The sequence below is a fragment of the Kiloniella laminariae DSM 19542 genome (genome assembly GCF_000374005.1).
Taxonomy (GTDB): domain Bacteria; phylum Pseudomonadota; class Alphaproteobacteria; order Kiloniellales; family Kiloniellaceae; genus Kiloniella; species Kiloniella laminariae.
This window is the reverse complement of the sequence record NZ_KB893146.1, coordinates 284,094-299,338: the sequence shown is the minus strand read 5'-3', so window position 1 is coordinate 299,338 and position 15,245 is coordinate 284,094. Positions and strand designations below refer to the sequence as shown.

The following is a 15,245-nucleotide window of genomic DNA, read 5'->3' as shown; positions in this document are numbered from 1 at the left end:
GAACGAGCCGGGTTTTTTTATTTAATCGAAAATCAGAGATCGTTTCGACTAGCAGATAAATTTTGCCTTTATAAATCCATCTGATGCTTCCAGTAGGAAAGGCTATGATCAAGCCCCTGCTCAAGTGAATATCGGGAGCTAAAGCCGACTTCACCTATCAGTTTTTTATTACATCCCACCAGACGATGCGGTTCGCCTTCCCGGTCAGGATAAGTACCTGGTCGTAGCAAATCCCGGTTGCCAAGTTTGTCTGCAATCATCCGGGCAACTGACAGAAGGCTCCGTCCCTCTCCTGACGAGATATTCACCGCACCTTCTACTTCGGATAAAGCAAGCGCCGCAAAAGCTGCACCGACATCCCTGCTGTCAAGAAAATCACGCACCTGCTTCCCCGAAGACATGGGCGCTTCCTTGTTCGCGAGCAAGGCCCGCATTATAGAAGGAATGAAACGGCCCGGGGTTTCTCCTCGTCCAAATAACAAGAAAACCCGCCCCCATGCCAATGCTCCAGCACCCGCAACACTTTTGTCGTTCAGAGTCTTAAAACAGGAAAACTTGCTCTGCCCATAGAGCGTCGCAGGAACAAGGGAAGAGTCCTCTTCATCGAGATCCTTATTTGGCCCAAGGGCGTTCCAGTCATATTCAGCACAGGTGCCGGCACAAACCGCTTTTATCCCCCCTGAATTCCAGAAAGCCTCGACAAGACGGACCGACTGGGTTTCCCAGCGCCTGTTGATTTCGGCGTGCCAGAACTGACCGTGTTCCGTTTCCCAGGCCAGGTGCACCAGCAGATCTGCTCTGACATCACGGGCGATCCGTTCCGGCTCACCGTCACGGAGCAAATCTCCGACAATGATGCAGCCCGTTTTCTCATCAGCAGGACTGGGTGCGTTTCGTAGAAGCCGAATTACTTCGTGCCCTGCGGTTTGCAGGGCTGTAACACTGTGCTGGCCGATAAATCCATTGCCACCTGTTACAAGGATCCTGCTCATGGCAGAACATAATCCGGGTAATTTGCATCGCGCTCACTAATCACCAGCGGTTTTTCCGGCCATTCAATCCCAAAGGCGGGGTCATCCCAGCGTTGGCCTCGGGCCAGTTCTGGAACAAAATCTGCCCCCATCAGGTAGAGCAGTTCACTGTTATCTTCGAGAGTCAGAAAACCGTGTGCACAGCCGCCGGGAATCACAAAGGCCTTGCGGTTGTCAGCCGTAAGTTCTGCCCCGATCCACTTGAGATAGCTCGGCGAATTCTGGCGCAAATCAACCACCACATCCCAGACCGCGCCACGAATGCAGCGAACCACCTTGGGGTCGGGGACAGGTACTCCCTGATAATGCAATCCCCGGAGTGTTCCCCGGTTCACATTGCCAGAAAGGTTGATTTGGGACACGGTAAAGTCGGTCGCCTTTTCTGAAAATTCCTTGCCACAGAAGGCGCGTGAAAAAAAACCTCTCTCATCACTTATCGGCTCCAGTTCGCAGAGGAACAGGCCTTTGATATCTGTGGAGAGAAACTTCACGCAAGAACCTCGGTCGATGGTACAGGAATGACAAAGTGACAACCCCAGTCCCGGACGTAAGCTAGAGAGCTCGAAATTTCCACTTTGAGATTCCACGGCAGAATAAGAATGTAATCAGGCTTGAGATTAGAAATTTCGTCCGGGGAAATCACAGGAATCCGGCTGCCCGGAAGCAGGGTATTCTGCTTGTGAGGATTCAAGTCAGCCACATGCGAAATCAACTCCGAATCAATCCCGCAGTAATTTAGAAGTGTGTTTCCCTTGGCTGCAGCACCATAACCGATGACCCGTTTACCATCTGCTTTAGCCTGCTTGAGAAAAATCAATAAATCGTCGCGCAATTTCTGTACCCGGGGCTCAAAGTTCTGATATCCGGCAAGAGAATCAAGTTTGGCAAGTTGTTCACCCTGTCTGGTTTTCACCAGCTGTTCTGTCTCTGCCCGATCTGCATCCCTCTTGCAGGCCCAAACCCTGTAGGAACCGCCATGTGTGGAGAGCTCTTCAACATCAAAGACCTTCAGTCCATTGCGCGAGAAACATTTCTCAATCGCAAAGAGCGAGAGATAGGAAAAATGCTCATGATAAATCGTATCAAACTGGACATTCTCGATCAGTTTGAGCAAACTTGGAAATTCAAAGCTGACAACCCCTTTATCACTGAGCAGAGTCTCAAATCCGGCTACAAAGTCATTGATATCGGGAACATGTGCCAGGACGTTGTTTGCGGCCATCAGATCGGCAGGTCCGTGATCCGCGCGCACCTTCAGAGCGGTTTCCCGACCAAAGAAGGCAACCGTAGTTGGTACTGATTTTTTACGTGCTTCCACCGCTACATTCGCTGCAGGCTCAACCCCCAGAACCGGGATTGACTGCTTTACAAAATGCTGGAGCAGATAGCCATCGTTCGAGGCAACCTCAACGACAAAGCTCTTCTCAGTCAGATCGAACCGCCTGATTGCATTGTCTGCATAGCTTTTTGCATGCTCAACCCAACTTGATGCGTAGGACGAGAAATAGGCGTAATCGGAAAAGATATCCTCTGGAGGTACCACGTCCTCGACCTGAACCAGAAAACAGCTATGGCAGACCCGTGCGTGTAGCGGATACTGTTTTTCAGCCGTTTTTTCATTTTCTTTTTTTATGTAAGAATTCGCCAGCGGGGTCTGCCCGAGATCCAGAAAAGTGTGTTTAAGTTCCGTTCCACAAGAACGGCAATGTAGACTGCTCATGATCCCGCCAGTAAGCTTTGAAAGGTAGAAATTTGCGCAAGGGTCATTTTTTTGACATCCCCGCCATCTTTATGTGTCTTGTGCCAGGAAACAATCCACTGCAGCGTTTCCTCAAACCCCAATAAAGGTCGCCAGCCCAATTTTTCAGCTGCAAGGTTCACATCCAGCGCCAAAGCATGGGCTTCCGCAGGCTGTTCGGCCTCATCCTGCACCCAGCGGCTACCACCACCCCAGAGGCAGCAAATTTTTTCAACAACAGCTTGAACAGTGGCAGAACCCTCTGGCCCGAAATTAACAGCCGGAAGATTAACTTCTTTCTTCGCAAGCTTCTGCGCAAAAAGCAGATAACCGCCCAGCGGTTCCAACACATGTTGCCAGGGTCTGGTTGCCAGGGGATTGCGCAGGATAATGTCTTTTCCGTTGTATAGAGCCGCGATCACATCTGTCATCAAACGATCATCAGACCAGTCACCTCCTCCGATAACGTTGCCTGCACGGGCGGTTCCCACCGGAATGGATTTGCCTGAAAAGAAACTGCGAGCGTAGCTATGCGTGATGATCTCCTGACAGCCTTTTGACGCACTGTAGGGATCCTTCCCTCCCAATGCGTCACCCTCACGGAAAGGGACAGCACGCTCGTCGTTCTCATAAGCCTTGTCACTCGTGACGACCAGAACCGCTTCAAGCGAAGGACAGTCGCGCAAAGCCTCCAGCAGATTGGCTGTGCCCATCACATTCGTCGAGAAACTTTCCAGTGGATCCCGATAACTTCTGCGCACCAGCGCCTGTGCCGCAAGATGCAGAACAATTTGTGGCTGATGTTGTGCAACGACTGATTTGACCATGCGAAGATCACGAAGATCCCCAATGCAGCTTTTCTCCTCAGAGAGGTCAAGCAAATCATGTAGATTGGGATTGGTTTCCGGTGCAAGGGAAAATCCAAGAACATCCGCCCCCATCAAACGAAGCCACTGGTTTAGCCAAGCCCCCTTAAAACCCGTATGCCCGGTCAGCAGAACGCGTTTGCCGCGCCAAAAATCGGGATTCAGCCCCATCAAATCCTCGCTGTCATCAAGATGATAATCACCAGATCTTCCAAGGAGCTTTCCCGCTGGCCCACAAAGCTTCCAGCTCGTTTTTCTCTCGCAGGGTATCCATCGGTTGCCAGAAACCGTCATGGCTGTAAGCCGTCAGTTCGCCCTGTGCCGCCAGCTTCTGCAGTGGTTCTTTCTCCCAGACTGTTGTGTCCCCATCAATCAGGTCGATAACCGACGGATCACAGACAAAATATCCCGCATTGATCCGGCCCTGTTCCCCGTGCGGTTTTTCTGTAAAAGCCGAAACCCCGTCTCCCTCAATAATCGCAGCACCGAAACGGCCGGGAGGAGTGACAACGGTCATCGTCGCCTTGCGGCCGGATTTTTTATGCAGGGCAATAGCCTCACGCACATTCACGTTTCCGACACCGTCTCCGTAAGTCAGACAGAAAGGTTCGTCCTTGTCCAGATACGGCGCAACACGGCGGACACGCCCCCCCGTCTGGGTCATCGGGCCTGTATCAACCAATGAGATTTTCCAGGATTCAGCTTTTGACGCGTGATATTCCAGCTGGTTATTGGCCAGATCAATCGTCACATCCGCATTGTGCAGGAAATAGTTGGCAAAATATTCCTTGATCACATAGCCCTTGTAACCAAGGCATATGACAAATTCATTGATCCCGTTGCTGCTGTAAATTTTCATGATATGCCAGAGAATAGGCATGCCGCCAATCTCGACCATCGGTTTGGGTTTCAGATCTGTCTCTTCTGAAATCCGGCTTCCCAGTCCACCCGCAAGGATCACTGCTTTCATTGTCACTTACTTTCTTTTTATCAAGCTGTAGCCACTGGCATGACCGAGGCCCGCTTACCAAACAGAAAACCAAGAGCACCTGCACAGCGGGCAGCATCTCTCCAGGCTTTGGTTTTATTCCAGACCAGCATGTAGCCAACTGCTTTCAATGCATACCGTAAGGCATAACGCCAGCCTAACCGCCGGGCAGAGCTGGTTCCATGATATTTTTTCTCGAAATAAAGCCGGGACCAGGAAATATGCCAGAATTTTTCCCAATAATACGCCTGATTTGGTCGCACCGACCCACCGCCGATATGCGTAATCACCGCCGAAGGAACCAGAATAACACTATGCCCCGCCTGACGAAGGCGGGTACAAATATCATCATCCTCATAATAAAGAAAAATTTCCGGATCAAAGAAACCAACTTCACGACCTGCAGCCATACGCAACAGCACCACAGCGCCAGAAACAAAATCTGCACTGATTGGCCCTTCGGGAGAAACTTCCCCTACTCTTTTCCCAAGAGCAGAACGGGCAAACATGTTTACATCATGCGAAAGCTCGATGGAACCATCAGGGTTGAGAACAGTCGGCCCGAAAAGACCGCCTTCCGGGAAACGGTCCGCCGCCTCGATCAAAGCCGTGATTGCTTCTTCTGTCAGAACTGAATCAGGATTTACCAGCAAGGCAAACTCGGTTTCTACGACCTGGAGACCACAATTCATCCCGTTGCCATAACCAAGGCCGATTTCATTGCAGATCAACTTCGCCTTTGGCGCTAATGATCGCACGATATCAAGAGTATCGTCAGTCGAAGCATTATCTACCACAATCAATGAAGCTTGAGCTGGTATAGTTTTCAACATATTGCCAACCACCTCCCCCCCATTGTGGGTGACAGTCAGCACAGTCAATCGGGACCAGATGTCTTTGCTTGCCATAGTCTTAAAAAGATCCGAAATAAAGTTGAGCGCCAATTTAGAAACCTTGCCCTGCGATAGCAAGACTATTCCCCTATTTGTCTGTATTTACAATATGGCGGACTTATCTTGAAAAACGCTTTCGGTATTCACTTGGCGTCAAGCCTGTTTCACGTTTAAACAGCTTGCGAAATGAACTCTGGTCTTCATATCCAACCTTCCAGACGATTTCATCAACTGTCATACGGCTGACCTCAAGGTATTCCCGTGCCTTTTGCAACCTCAACTCCATTACGTAGATTGAGGGGGAAAGGCCTGTTGCCTTGGTAAAACGGCGCTGCAATGTACGTTCGCCCATCTGGGCAATCCTTGCCATTTCACCAATGTCGACGCCCTCGTTCCAGTTCGCCTGCAACCAGCGCTGCAGGTTCAATACCTCCTGGTCGCCGTGAGAGAATTTCGGAGAAAAGTTCTGATAGCACCGCTGATCCCGCTGCCCTGTATCAACCAGAAAATATTTACCCAATTCCAGAGAAAGAAAAGGGCTGGCAAAACGCTCCACCAGTCGCAAAGCCAGATCCATCCAGGCCATCATCCCGCCAGCAGTAATGATATCGCCTTCATCCAGTAACAGTTCCTGCTCACACAGGTTAATTTCAGGATAGAGCTCTCGGAACTCCTCTGCCAGCCCCCAATGGGTTGTCACCCGACGACCCCTGAGCAGACCAGCATCAGCCAGAAGAAACGCTCCTGCACAGGCTGAGGCTAAAATAGCGCCCTTGCCATGTTGTTCTTGAAGCCAGTTTCGACAGTTTCCATCCCCGGGATTCCAGTCCGTCTTTGTCGTGCGGGGCGGCAGAATAACCACATCATAAGCCGCGATCTCTTCAGAGGCCTGGTCGATTGTTTTTTCCTGCCCAGATTTTACTTCTGACAAAGCCGGTTCGACATTCTGTATCCTACAGCGAAAGATCGGCCAGTCAGAATCCGGATGTGCAGTGACCAGACTGTTGGTTACATCAAAAAGCTCGGTCAAACCGTGAAGAGCTGATTGCATCACCCCGGGATACGCCAGTACAGCAAGATGAACCTCTTTACTCATTTGTCAGATTTCACCTCTTTTTTGTCATATCCGCCTATACCTTCCTAACATGGAAAAAGCTTTATTGCGGTATCAGAAAATTTCACCGCAAATTTTACATGCAGAGGGAAAACATCATGCATCCAGAAAATACCACCAGAACTGCCCTGATCCTTGTTGATATCCAGAACGATTATTTTCTGGGTGGAAACTGGCCGCTGCAAAAACAGGAACAAGCTGCTGAAAAGGCGCAAAAATTGCTGGAACATTGCCGTTCACGCTCTCTTCCGGTTATTCATATCCAGCATATTTCCGATACGGCGGATGCCCCGTTCTTTGCTCCTGGGACAGGAGGGGCAGCTATTCATCAAGCCGTCACCCCCAAAGAAAACGAAACAGTGGTGATCAAATCCGAAATCAACGGCTTTAAAAATACGGAATTGCTTGAAATATTGAAGAAACAAGGATTTACAAAGCTGGTCATTGCAGGCTCGATGAGCCATATGTGCATTGATGCCCTGACCCGCGCTGCATCCGACCATGGCTTTGACTGTGTTGTGGCTGAAGACGCCTGCGCCACCCGCGACCTTGAATTCAAAGGGGTTACTATTCCCGCTGAACAGGTTCATGCCGCCTTTATGTCAGCACTTGCCTTTGCCTACGCTAAAGTAACCCCCAGCGACGACGCCCTGAACCATCTGGTGTAATAGAACAAACTCGCGGCAACCTCCACAAAACAACTGGTGCAAAAATATCACAGACAGATGCTTTTATACAACACAACAAGAGATTTATCTTGAAGCGATAGAGAGCTAAAGGTATTTCAACGTTGAAGATAGTATCTTTTCTTCCTTGGGGAGAGGCTCCCATATGAGCCCCCTAAACCTTTGAAACTTTAAAAACAGGAGCAAAAAATGCGTGATTTTGACCGTTTGCCCCTTGAGGCAATTCTCCCAAACTAGGCTGAAATTTCGGCTTCGTCTGGGACGTCTCCTGAAAGTCTCTCTTTCAGGTGCGTACTCCTGTTTTTAAAGGCCAATTACATGGGCACTTCAAAAACGAACGCCCCCCTGCACACAGAATGGCAGGGTGCTCCCGTTCGAAAATTTTACTCCCCAGACGTCTGGATTGAAGGCAAGGCTGAAGAACAACTTCATCGCGTCGCACAAATGAGTAATGTGTTACAGGTCGCAGCTTTTCCTGATCTTCATCCAGGAAAATATGGACCTGTCGGCACAGCAATTCTCTCTAACTTGTTGCACCCTCAACTGGTTGGAAACGATATTGGATGTGGCATGTCGCTTTTCATACTTGATCTTCCTGCAAGAAAGATACGAGCAGAAAAGGCCGCCAACCGACTTAGATCTCTTGAGGGCATCTGGGAAGGTGATCCTTTTCCCCTTCTCGAAAAATGGGGCTTACCATTAGATGCATCCCCCACAAGTCTAGGCACGATTGGTGGTGGCAATCACTTTTGCGAACTACAGATTCTCGACAAAGTTCATAATCAAGAGCTGGCGGAACAATCAGGCCTCATCAGGGGCGCCTCTTATCTCCTTATTCATTCCGGTTCCCGGAGTTTTGGAACTGCAATTTTTGAAGAGATCTGTTCTCAAGGTCCTGCTGATCTGTATCCCGACCATCCCCAGGCCATCGACTATCTGGCCCGGCACGATCAAGCTGTCGCCTGGGCCAGTCTAAACCGCCAAATCATCGCCCAACGCGCGGCTAAGGCTCTTCGGAGCGAAGCAAGGCTTCTTTCAGATTCACCTCATAATCTGATCGAAGGAATGAAAGGTGCTTTCCTCCACCGAAAAGGAGCAGCTAAAGCAGATATCCCCTTTGTACCACTAGCTGGCTCAAGAGACTCCCTAAGCTACCTCTTGAAACCAACCAACAGTAATGAGGAATCCCTCTTTTCTATCTCCCATGGGGCTGGGCGAAAATATGATCGGAGCTCAATGCATGGACGCCTGAAGAACAGAAAATCTGACCAGCTCAGACTAAGCAGAACCTCTTATGGAGGACATGTGGTATGCGAGGACAAGCATCTTCTTATAGAAGAGGCTCCTGATGCCTATAAAAGCCCTGTACAGGTTTTGAAAGAACTGACAGAGAAACAACTGGCGATCACAGTCGCTGCGTTCAAACCTATCGTTACTTTCAAGAAAGCCAGACCAGAAAAAAATAAACCAACAAGCAGGAGAAACACTCATGAATAATTTTCCTGCTTCGTTGCGCCTTCTGGTCACCAGTGGAAATGGCCCAACAGAATGTAAAGTCGCCGTACGTCATGTGTTGAAAAAGATCTCAGATGAGGCTGATGATCGGGGCATAAATTGCGAAATCGTTTTTGATAAAGCCACAGGAAAATCAGCACATGGAGAAAATCTTCCTGCTTCAGCCATTGTTCTCCTTTACGGAGATTGTGCCAAAGCTTTTGCCAACAGATGGCTGGGAACGATCCAATGGATTTCCCCAAGCACATCCCGGCCGGGTCATCGGCGTCAAAACTGGTTTGTGGGCGTCTTCAATATTGATCATCAACCGGATCTGCCACAAGAAATTGAGCCGTCCGATGTGAAATTTGAAACCTTTAGGGCTGGTGGTCCCGGAGGCCAGCACCAAAACACAACGGATAGCGCAGTTCGTGCCATCCATCAGCCCACAGGGCTAACAGCAATTGCCCGTGATCAAAGATCACAACACCGCAACAAACAGCTCGCTCTTCAACGTTTATCTGAACAGTTATCGGTTCAGCATTCTCTTTTCCACGCCGGGGCCCAGCGAGATGAAAACCTCAAGCATCATCAACTGGAGCGAGGAAACCCTGTACGCTGTTTCAAAGGAGAAAGGTTCATAGAAAAACTTTAGAGTATATCCCAGGTAATCCTCACCTTACGGTTTAAGTCCAGGACAGAGGTCGAAAAGTTCCCTCTCAAACTCTTCGACCTCTGGGATGCACCAAAGGCCATCCGTCGTGTCATTCCCGTATGCATTTCTTGGCTGGATCGAGAGAACAATGTTGCTTGAGCCATCGTTGTTCTCTTCCCGGTCAATCTTGCTGATCTGGCTAAGCAAATAGCTTTTATATTCAATGGGTCGGCCAGCCTCCAGCAGGACAAGCAGGCGCTTAGATGTCAGGGCGTAGGTCAGGCGCCGCGACAGATAATAAATCCAGATAACGCGGAGGATCAGGGCACCCGATGCAACAAGGAGCAGGATGAGCAAGGGTATGGTCGCAGACTGCGCGAGGCTCATCAGCCCACAAAAAAACAGTAAAACAGCCCAGATCAAAACCAGACTTCTGCTCAGTGCCGTTGCCCTTTCGTGTTTCCACAGCGGTCCGGCTTTCGGTTGAGCAAACCAGCGCAAAACTTCATTTGCCCGCAAGGCCTCCAGAACAAATTCCCGGTTATCTTCCCGCTCCACCTATACACTCCCGCTGCTTTTCAGGCCTTATGTCCTTCGATAACAAGACTTACAGCAAGCAGCCTTGGCACGCCATAGCCATGAGCAGGCAACAGCAAACCCGGTTGCTGATGGCAACCGGGTTTGCTTTTTTTAACCATATCAGTCAGGACTAGAGCGTCATCAACGAGGTGTTTCCACCTGCCGCCGTTGTATCAATACTGACCGCATATTCCGTGGCAAAACGGTGCAGATAGCGCGGACCGCCTGCTTTGGGTCCTGTGCCGGAAAGCCCGGTACCACCAAAAGGCTGGACCCCGACAATCGCGCCGATCTGGTTGCGGTTGACATAGGCATTGCCCACGCGCACCCGCTGACAGATGTGATTGACGGTTTCGTCAATGCGGCTGTGAATACCCAGGGTCAGGCCAAAGCCGGAGTTGTTGATCTGGTCAATAATGCTGTCGAGCTCGGAGGCCTTGAAACGGATAACGTGCAGCACGGGGCCAAAGATTTCCTTTTGCAGCACATGAAGCCCCGCAATCTCAAAGGCCGCAGGCGCAACGAATGTCCCCTTTGCGGTAGAGGCTGGCAAAGGCAAGTCCCGAATAACCTTCGCTTCCTTGCGCATGCGTTCGATATGCGCTGTCAGCATGGCCTGGGCATCTTCGTCAATCACAGGACCAACATCCGTTGCCAGATCCGCCGCATCCCCGATGGTCAACTCGTCCATGGCCCCGCCCAGCATGGTCAGAACTTTATCAGCCACATCCGACTGCAGGAAAAGCACCCGAAGCGCTGAACACCGCTGCCCTGCACTCTGGAAAGAGGACAGCAACACATCCCGTACCACCTGTTCCGGTAGCGCCGTTGAATCCACGATCATGGCGTTCTGCCCGCCCGTCTCGGCGATCAAGGGCACAATCTCGCCATCACGCGCCGCAAGCGCCCGCTGGATCAGCTTGGCGGTTTCGGTTGAGCCGGTAAAGGCAACCCCCTTGATCCGCTCATCTGATAACAGTGGTCCGGCAACTGTCGGGCCATCCCCTGGCAGAAGGTGTAATACATCCCCCGGTACACCTGCACGGTGGAACAGCTTGATTGCTGCAGCAGCAACCAGCCCGGTCTGCTCAGCCGGTTTGGCAATGACAGCGTTCCCGGCAGCCAATGCCGCACTGACCTGCCCAAGGAAAATCGCCAGCGGGAAATTCCACGGGCTGATACAGAGGAAGACACCACGTCCCTGCAGGGACAACTCGTTGCGCTCTCCAGTGGGGCCAGGCATCACCATCGCATCTCCAAATTCACGGCGACAGCGCACGGCATAATAGCGACAAAAATCAACCGCTTCACGTACTTCGGCAATTGCATCCGCCGTGTTTTTTCCGGCTTCCCGCATACACAGCGCCATCAATTCCGGGGTATTTTCTTCCATCAGATCGGCCATGCGTTCAAGACATTCCGCCCGCTTGGCAGCCGGTGTCTTGTTCCAGCCCCACCAGGCGCGATCCGCGCGGGCGACTGCTTGCTCAGCCTGCTCGCTTGAGGCCCAGGCCATTTCACCGACCTTGTCCTGGCGATCAGAAGGTGATGTCACCTTTTGCTTGGCACCTGGAACTTCCAGACCACCAATGATCGGGCCTCCACTCCAGCCCGTCGAAGCAAAAGCTTTCATCTTTGTTCCCAGATCAACCAGTTTTGGCGCATCTGACAGGTCCAGTCCGAGGGAGTTCTGACGCTCGGTTCCATAGAGATTGAGCGGCAAAGGAATCTGCGGGTGCGGAATATTAAACAGAGAGCGCGCCTTCTGGATCGGATCGGCAATAATCTCGTCAATCGGCAGTTTTTCATCCTGAATACGATTGACAAAGGAAGAGTTTGCACCGTTCTCCAGCAAGCGCCGGACCAGATACGCCAGGAGATCTTCATGACTGCCAACCGGCGCATAGATGCGCACGGGATATCCCTTGCCCTCTTTACCGACGACCTGCTCATAAAGGGCTTCTCCCATACCGTGCAGGCGCTGGAATTCAAAGTCCTGTCCGACTTTGGCCATCTCTAGAATGGAGGCCACGGTGTGCGCGTTATGGCTGGCGAATTGCGGATAGAAAGCTTCTGGATCAGCCAGCATCTTGCGGGCGCAGGACAAATAGGAAACATCGGTAGAAATCTTGCGGGTATAGACCGGATAACCATCCTGGCCTTGTTCCTGGGCAACCTTGATTTCCGTGTCCCAATAGGCCCCTTTGACCAGCCGGACCATCAGACGGCGCCCGTGACGATGGGCCATATCAGCCAGCCAGTCGATAACAAAAGGGGCGCGTTTCTGGTAAGCCTGAACCGCCAGCCCAAGGCCGCTCCAGCCTTTTAGATCAGGATCGCCAGATACTGCTTCGAGTACCGCGAGGGAAATTTCCAGACGGTCGGCTTCTTCAGCATCAATCGTCAGACCGATGTCATATTTTTTTGCATCAAGAGCCAGAGCTTTCAAACGCGGAACAACTTCGTTCATGACCCGGTCCAGATGACTGAACTGATAGCGGGGATGAATGGCGGAAAGTTTAATTGAAATACCAGGAGAGCTGATTACACCACGCCCCTTGGCCGCAGCACCGATCTTTTCAATCGCGGCCCGATAAGCCTCGAAATAGCGGTCCGCATCCGGCATGGTCCGGGCACCCTCGCCCAGCATATCGTATGAATAGCGATAGCCTTTTTTCTCTTCCTCAACAGCGCGAACAAGAGCTTCTTTAATGGTGCGGCCCATGACGAACTGCTTGCCCAGAATCTTCATTGCCTGGCGTACAGCTTTGCGAATGACAGGCTCACCACTTTTTTGCACCATTTTGTGCAGCAGATTGGAAAGATCGCGGCTTTCTTCTTTTTTGATCGTCACAACCCGACCAGTCAGCATCAGCGCCCAGGTCGAGGCATTTACAAACAGGGATTCACTATGGCCGAGATGCGCTTCCCAGTCAGCCGAAGTCAGCTTGTCACGGATCAACTTGTCGATGGTTTCACTGTCCGGCACCCGCAGTAAAGCTTCGGCTAGGCACATCAGAACCACACCTTCTTTAGAAGACAATTCAAACTCGTGCATGAAAGCATCAATGCCGCCCTGTCCAACACGGGATTTGCGAACTTCCTTGACCAGATCCCGGGCACGGGCAGAAATCCTGTCCAGGGCCTCACTCGGAAAATCGACAGAGGCAATCAGGGCCTTTACAGCTGCACTCTCATCCATGCGATAGGCGCTGCGTAGCGCTGCCATCAAAGGGGTCGCATTGGCCATTTCTTTATCAATGATCATCTTTTCAATCCCGGAAACCGCGTTGTCAAAGCTCACCTCCAGCATCCCGATGATAACCAGAGCACAAAGAGAGTATCGCACAATCAGCGATATGTGCTGCCATTTATCAAAAATACACGATATTTTCTCTAGTAAATTAGCATTTTTATAGTTATATATTCCGATATGACAGAACGAACCCTTGATCGAATTGATCGCAACATTCTGCGCGTCCTCCAGGAAGATGGCCGCATCTCCAATGTTGAGCTGGCCCGCCGGGTCAACCTCAGCCCGACCCCCTGCCTTGAACGGGTACGGCGGCTGGAGCAGAGCAACTATATCAAGGGGTATATGGCGACGCTTAACCCGGCCAAAATCAACGTCAATCTGCTGGTATTTGTTCAGATTACCCTCGAAAAAACCACCTCTGCGTTTTTTGAAGAATTCAAAACCACCATTATGCAAATCCCGGAAGTACTGGAATGTCATATGGTCTCTGGCGGATTCGACTATCTAATCAAAGTTCGGGCAGCAGATATGACTGAATATCGGGGAATTTTGGGCGACAAGCTGGCTGCGGCTCCCGGTGTCTCCCAGACTCACAGCTATGTGGTCATGGAAGAAGTCAAGAACACCAATATCCTGCATGTAAAAGACAATTTCTGATCCAGCGAGTGCCTTTCTCAGTGCAGAGCCTCCGGCGTATCCACAGCTTGCTCCGCTGAACAGGTCATCCTATGCTCCTGGGGAGCAGCAGACTATTTCAGCAACGGGAACAGCCTGAATGACCGACAAGGACAACAAGAACCAAACTTCCTCACAAGTCAGGCCTGGGGACAAGCCCGAGGATAAACTCAGCAACTTTGGCCAGCATATGGGCTATGAACTGGGGCAATGGTCTGAAAACCGGGCAACCGTTATCCTGACCATCGCTGAGTGTCATCTAAACCGGGCAGGCATCATGCACGGCGGCGTTCTGGCGACCCTGATTGACACCGCCTGCGGTTACGCAATTATCCACAATCCCGATCCGTCCAAACAGCGCCGCGCAGTAACACTCTCCCTGACAACTCTGTTCACAGCTCCTGCCAATGTCGGCGACACACTTTATGCTACGGGCATTTACAAGGGCGGGGGGAAAAGTACCAAATTCCTGTCTTGCGAAGTCTTTAACCAGCACAAACAGTTGGTCGGACAGGGCGAAGCTGTGATGAAAATATTCTAGGAGCATTTTGCCAAAAGCAATTGCCTCCTAAATCAAGCCATCCCTGACGGGAGCAACAACGACAAGAAACCTGCTCACCACGCCTTCCTCATCACAAAAAGGAAAACAGCCGCGAAAGATCTCGATAAAGGATCGATTATCCCGGGGAACAGGGCTTCGGGTATAAGACACGCTCCGGCTTTTCGAAACCTGGTCAAGTTCTTGCCACTTGATTGCTGCCACCTCGGCGTCAAAAGCCTCAGCAAGACTTTTGCCCATGGAGTTGACACCTGAAAGCTCGACAATACGATTGCCTTCCAACTTGATAACATGCCCTTCCGGCCCAGGTCCCACGCGCTGGATCACCATCACCCAGGGCAAAATTTTTCGCACTTTCAGAGGGTCAAAAGAAGTCCATAAAGGCAGTGTAAAGTCAGGGTTATCATCAATTTTATCCGGTAAAGGCATCAGTCGGGACAAAGCTGCTCCGGTCAAATTGGCGTAAAATGACGCCATGACAGACACCGGGTTCGTCACTGGTATCCCGGACAGACTTATCGTCTGATGCATACATTCACCTGATAGAAAGGGGGAAAACCAAAATTCAACCAGAGAGTAAATTTCTCAGGCTATCCGGTCAATAGATCAAGTATTTGAAACCATATCAAAACGCAGAAATGCTCCCTGAGAAATTTTGAAAACAAATCAAGCAGCACCTGCTCCCGGCACGCCGTTTCTCTTCCCCGGTGA

General features: G+C 50.9%; 15 protein-coding genes. 5 read left to right on the top strand and 10 right to left on the bottom strand.

Features of this window, described 5'->3' with window-relative positions; translation table 11 throughout:
* Window positions 1–68 precede the first annotated feature (68 nt).
* From B152_RS0112095 to B152_RS0112065, 7 genes are all read right to left on the bottom strand, one after another.
* Complete coding sequence (locus B152_RS0112095) at window positions 69–992, bottom strand: NAD-dependent epimerase/dehydratase family protein (protein ID WP_020592691.1); 924 nt, start codon at window positions 990–992, stop codon at window positions 69–71.
* A complete protein-coding gene (locus B152_RS0112090; protein WP_020592690.1) occupies window positions 989–1,522 on the bottom strand; it encodes a dTDP-4-dehydrorhamnose 3,5-epimerase family protein in 534 nt (177 codons plus the stop codon). Before B152_RS0112090 ends, B152_RS0112095 begins: the two co-directional genes overlap by 4 nt.
* Complete coding sequence (locus B152_RS0112085) at window positions 1,519–2,751, bottom strand: class I SAM-dependent methyltransferase (RefSeq protein ID WP_020592689.1); 1,233 nt, start codon at window positions 2,749–2,751, stop codon at window positions 1,519–1,521. The genes B152_RS0112090 and B152_RS0112085 overlap by 4 nt, the downstream gene beginning before the upstream one ends.
* Window positions 2,748–3,806, bottom strand: coding sequence for a CDP-glucose 4,6-dehydratase (gene rfbG / locus B152_RS0112080; RefSeq protein WP_020592688.1), 1,059 nt, complete (start codon window positions 3,804–3,806; stop codon window positions 2,748–2,750). Before rfbG ends, B152_RS0112085 begins: the two co-directional genes overlap by 4 nt.
* A 28-nt stretch (window positions 3,807–3,834) precedes the next feature.
* The gene (gene rfbF, locus B152_RS0112075) at window positions 3,835–4,605 is read right to left on the bottom strand and encodes a glucose-1-phosphate cytidylyltransferase (protein ID WP_020592687.1); all 771 of its coding nucleotides are present in this window, start codon (window positions 4,603–4,605) and stop codon (window positions 3,835–3,837) included.
* Window positions 4,606–4,625: 20 nt separating this feature from the next.
* On the bottom strand, window positions 4,626–5,531 hold the full coding sequence (locus B152_RS23515; protein ID WP_157231059.1) for a glycosyltransferase family 2 protein: 906 nt from the start codon (window positions 5,529–5,531) through the stop codon (window positions 4,626–4,628).
* 103 nt (window positions 5,532–5,634) lie between these two features.
* Window positions 5,635–6,612 carry a GlxA family transcriptional regulator gene (locus B152_RS0112065; protein ID WP_020592685.1) on the bottom strand — a complete coding sequence of 326 codons (978 nt, stop codon included), beginning with the start codon at window positions 6,610–6,612 and terminating at the stop codon, window positions 5,635–5,637.
* A 116-nt stretch (window positions 6,613–6,728) separates the two neighbouring features.
* Between B152_RS0112065 and B152_RS0112060 the strand changes: the two genes are divergently transcribed.
* From B152_RS0112060 to prfH, 3 genes are all read left to right on the top strand, one after another.
* Window positions 6,729–7,298, top strand: a complete 570-nt coding sequence (locus B152_RS0112060; RefSeq protein ID WP_033406239.1) for a cysteine hydrolase family protein — start codon at window positions 6,729–6,731, stop codon at window positions 7,296–7,298.
* 336 nt (window positions 7,299–7,634) lie between these two features.
* Window positions 7,635–8,813: an RNA ligase RtcB family protein gene (locus B152_RS0112055; protein WP_020592683.1), complete on the top strand. Its 1,179-nt coding sequence runs from the start codon at window positions 7,635–7,637 to the stop codon at window positions 8,811–8,813.
* Window positions 8,806–9,465 (top strand): peptide chain release factor H, encoded by a 660-nt coding sequence (gene prfH / locus B152_RS0112050; RefSeq protein WP_020592682.1) that lies wholly within the window; start codon window positions 8,806–8,808, stop codon window positions 9,463–9,465. The genes B152_RS0112055 and prfH overlap by 8 nt, the downstream gene beginning before the upstream one ends.
* A 24-nt stretch (window positions 9,466–9,489) precedes the next feature.
* Here prfH and B152_RS0112045 read toward each other — a convergent pair whose 3' ends face one another.
* Complete coding sequence (locus B152_RS0112045; protein WP_020592681.1) at window positions 9,490–10,023, bottom strand: hypothetical protein; 534 nt, start codon at window positions 10,021–10,023, stop codon at window positions 9,490–9,492.
* A 151-nt stretch (window positions 10,024–10,174) separates the two neighbouring features.
* The gene (gene putA, locus B152_RS0112035; RefSeq protein WP_020592679.1) at window positions 10,175–13,357 is read right to left on the bottom strand and encodes a bifunctional proline dehydrogenase/L-glutamate gamma-semialdehyde dehydrogenase PutA; all 3,183 of its coding nucleotides are present in this window, start codon (window positions 13,355–13,357) and stop codon (window positions 10,175–10,177) included.
* A 120-nt stretch (window positions 13,358–13,477) separates the two neighbouring features.
* Between putA and B152_RS0112030 the strand changes: the two genes are divergently transcribed.
* Window positions 13,478–13,957: an Lrp/AsnC ligand binding domain-containing protein gene (locus B152_RS0112030; RefSeq protein WP_020592678.1), complete on the top strand. Its 480-nt coding sequence runs from the start codon at window positions 13,478–13,480 to the stop codon at window positions 13,955–13,957.
* A gap of 118 nt (window positions 13,958–14,075) precedes the next feature.
* Window positions 14,076–14,516, top strand: a complete 441-nt coding sequence (locus B152_RS23510; protein WP_020592677.1) for a PaaI family thioesterase — start codon at window positions 14,076–14,078, stop codon at window positions 14,514–14,516.
* 27 nt (window positions 14,517–14,543) lie between these two features.
* Here the strand turns inward: B152_RS23510 and B152_RS0112020 are convergent, their stop codons facing one another.
* Window positions 14,544–15,065, bottom strand: a complete 522-nt coding sequence (locus tag B152_RS0112020; RefSeq protein WP_157231058.1) for a PAS domain-containing protein — start codon at window positions 15,063–15,065, stop codon at window positions 14,544–14,546.
* Window positions 15,066–15,245: the final 180 nt, after the last annotated feature.

Bases quoted from the DNA above. Each gene is read 5' to 3' on its own strand.
- B152_RS0112095 (WP_020592691.1), bottom strand. From the start codon at position 992: ATGAGCAGGATCCTTGTAACAGGTGGCAATGGATTTATCGGCCAGCAC.
- B152_RS23510 (WP_020592677.1), top strand. From the start codon at position 14,076: ATGACCGACAAGGACAACAAGAACCAAACTTCCTCACAAGTCAGGCCT.
- rfbG (WP_020592688.1), bottom strand. From the start codon at position 3,806: ATGGGGCTGAATCCCGATTTTTGGCGCGGCAAACGCGTTCTGCTGACC.
- rfbF (WP_020592687.1), bottom strand. From the start codon at position 4,605: ATGAAAGCAGTGATCCTTGCGGGTGGACTGGGAAGCCGGATTTCAGAA.
- B152_RS23515 (WP_157231059.1), bottom strand. From the start codon at position 5,531: ATGGCAAGCAAAGACATCTGGTCCCGATTGACTGTGCTGACTGTCACC.
- B152_RS0112085 (WP_020592689.1), bottom strand. From the start codon at position 2,751: ATGAGCAGTCTACATTGCCGTTCTTGTGGAACGGAACTTAAACACACT.
- putA (WP_020592679.1), bottom strand. From the start codon at position 13,357: ATGCTGGAGGTGAGCTTTGACAACGCGGTTTCCGGGATTGAAAAGATG.
- B152_RS0112060 (WP_033406239.1), top strand. From the start codon at position 6,729: ATGCATCCAGAAAATACCACCAGAACTGCCCTGATCCTTGTTGATATC.
- prfH (WP_020592682.1), top strand. From the start codon at position 8,806: ATGAATAATTTTCCTGCTTCGTTGCGCCTTCTGGTCACCAGTGGAAAT.
- B152_RS0112030 (WP_020592678.1), top strand. From the start codon at position 13,478: ATGACAGAACGAACCCTTGATCGAATTGATCGCAACATTCTGCGCGTC.
- B152_RS0112065 (WP_020592685.1), bottom strand. From the start codon at position 6,612: ATGAGTAAAGAGGTTCATCTTGCTGTACTGGCGTATCCCGGGGTGATG.
- B152_RS0112020 (WP_157231058.1), bottom strand. From the start codon at position 15,065: ATGCATCAGACGATAAGTCTGTCCGGGATACCAGTGACGAACCCGGTG.
- B152_RS0112055 (WP_020592683.1), top strand. From the start codon at position 7,635: ATGGGCACTTCAAAAACGAACGCCCCCCTGCACACAGAATGGCAGGGT.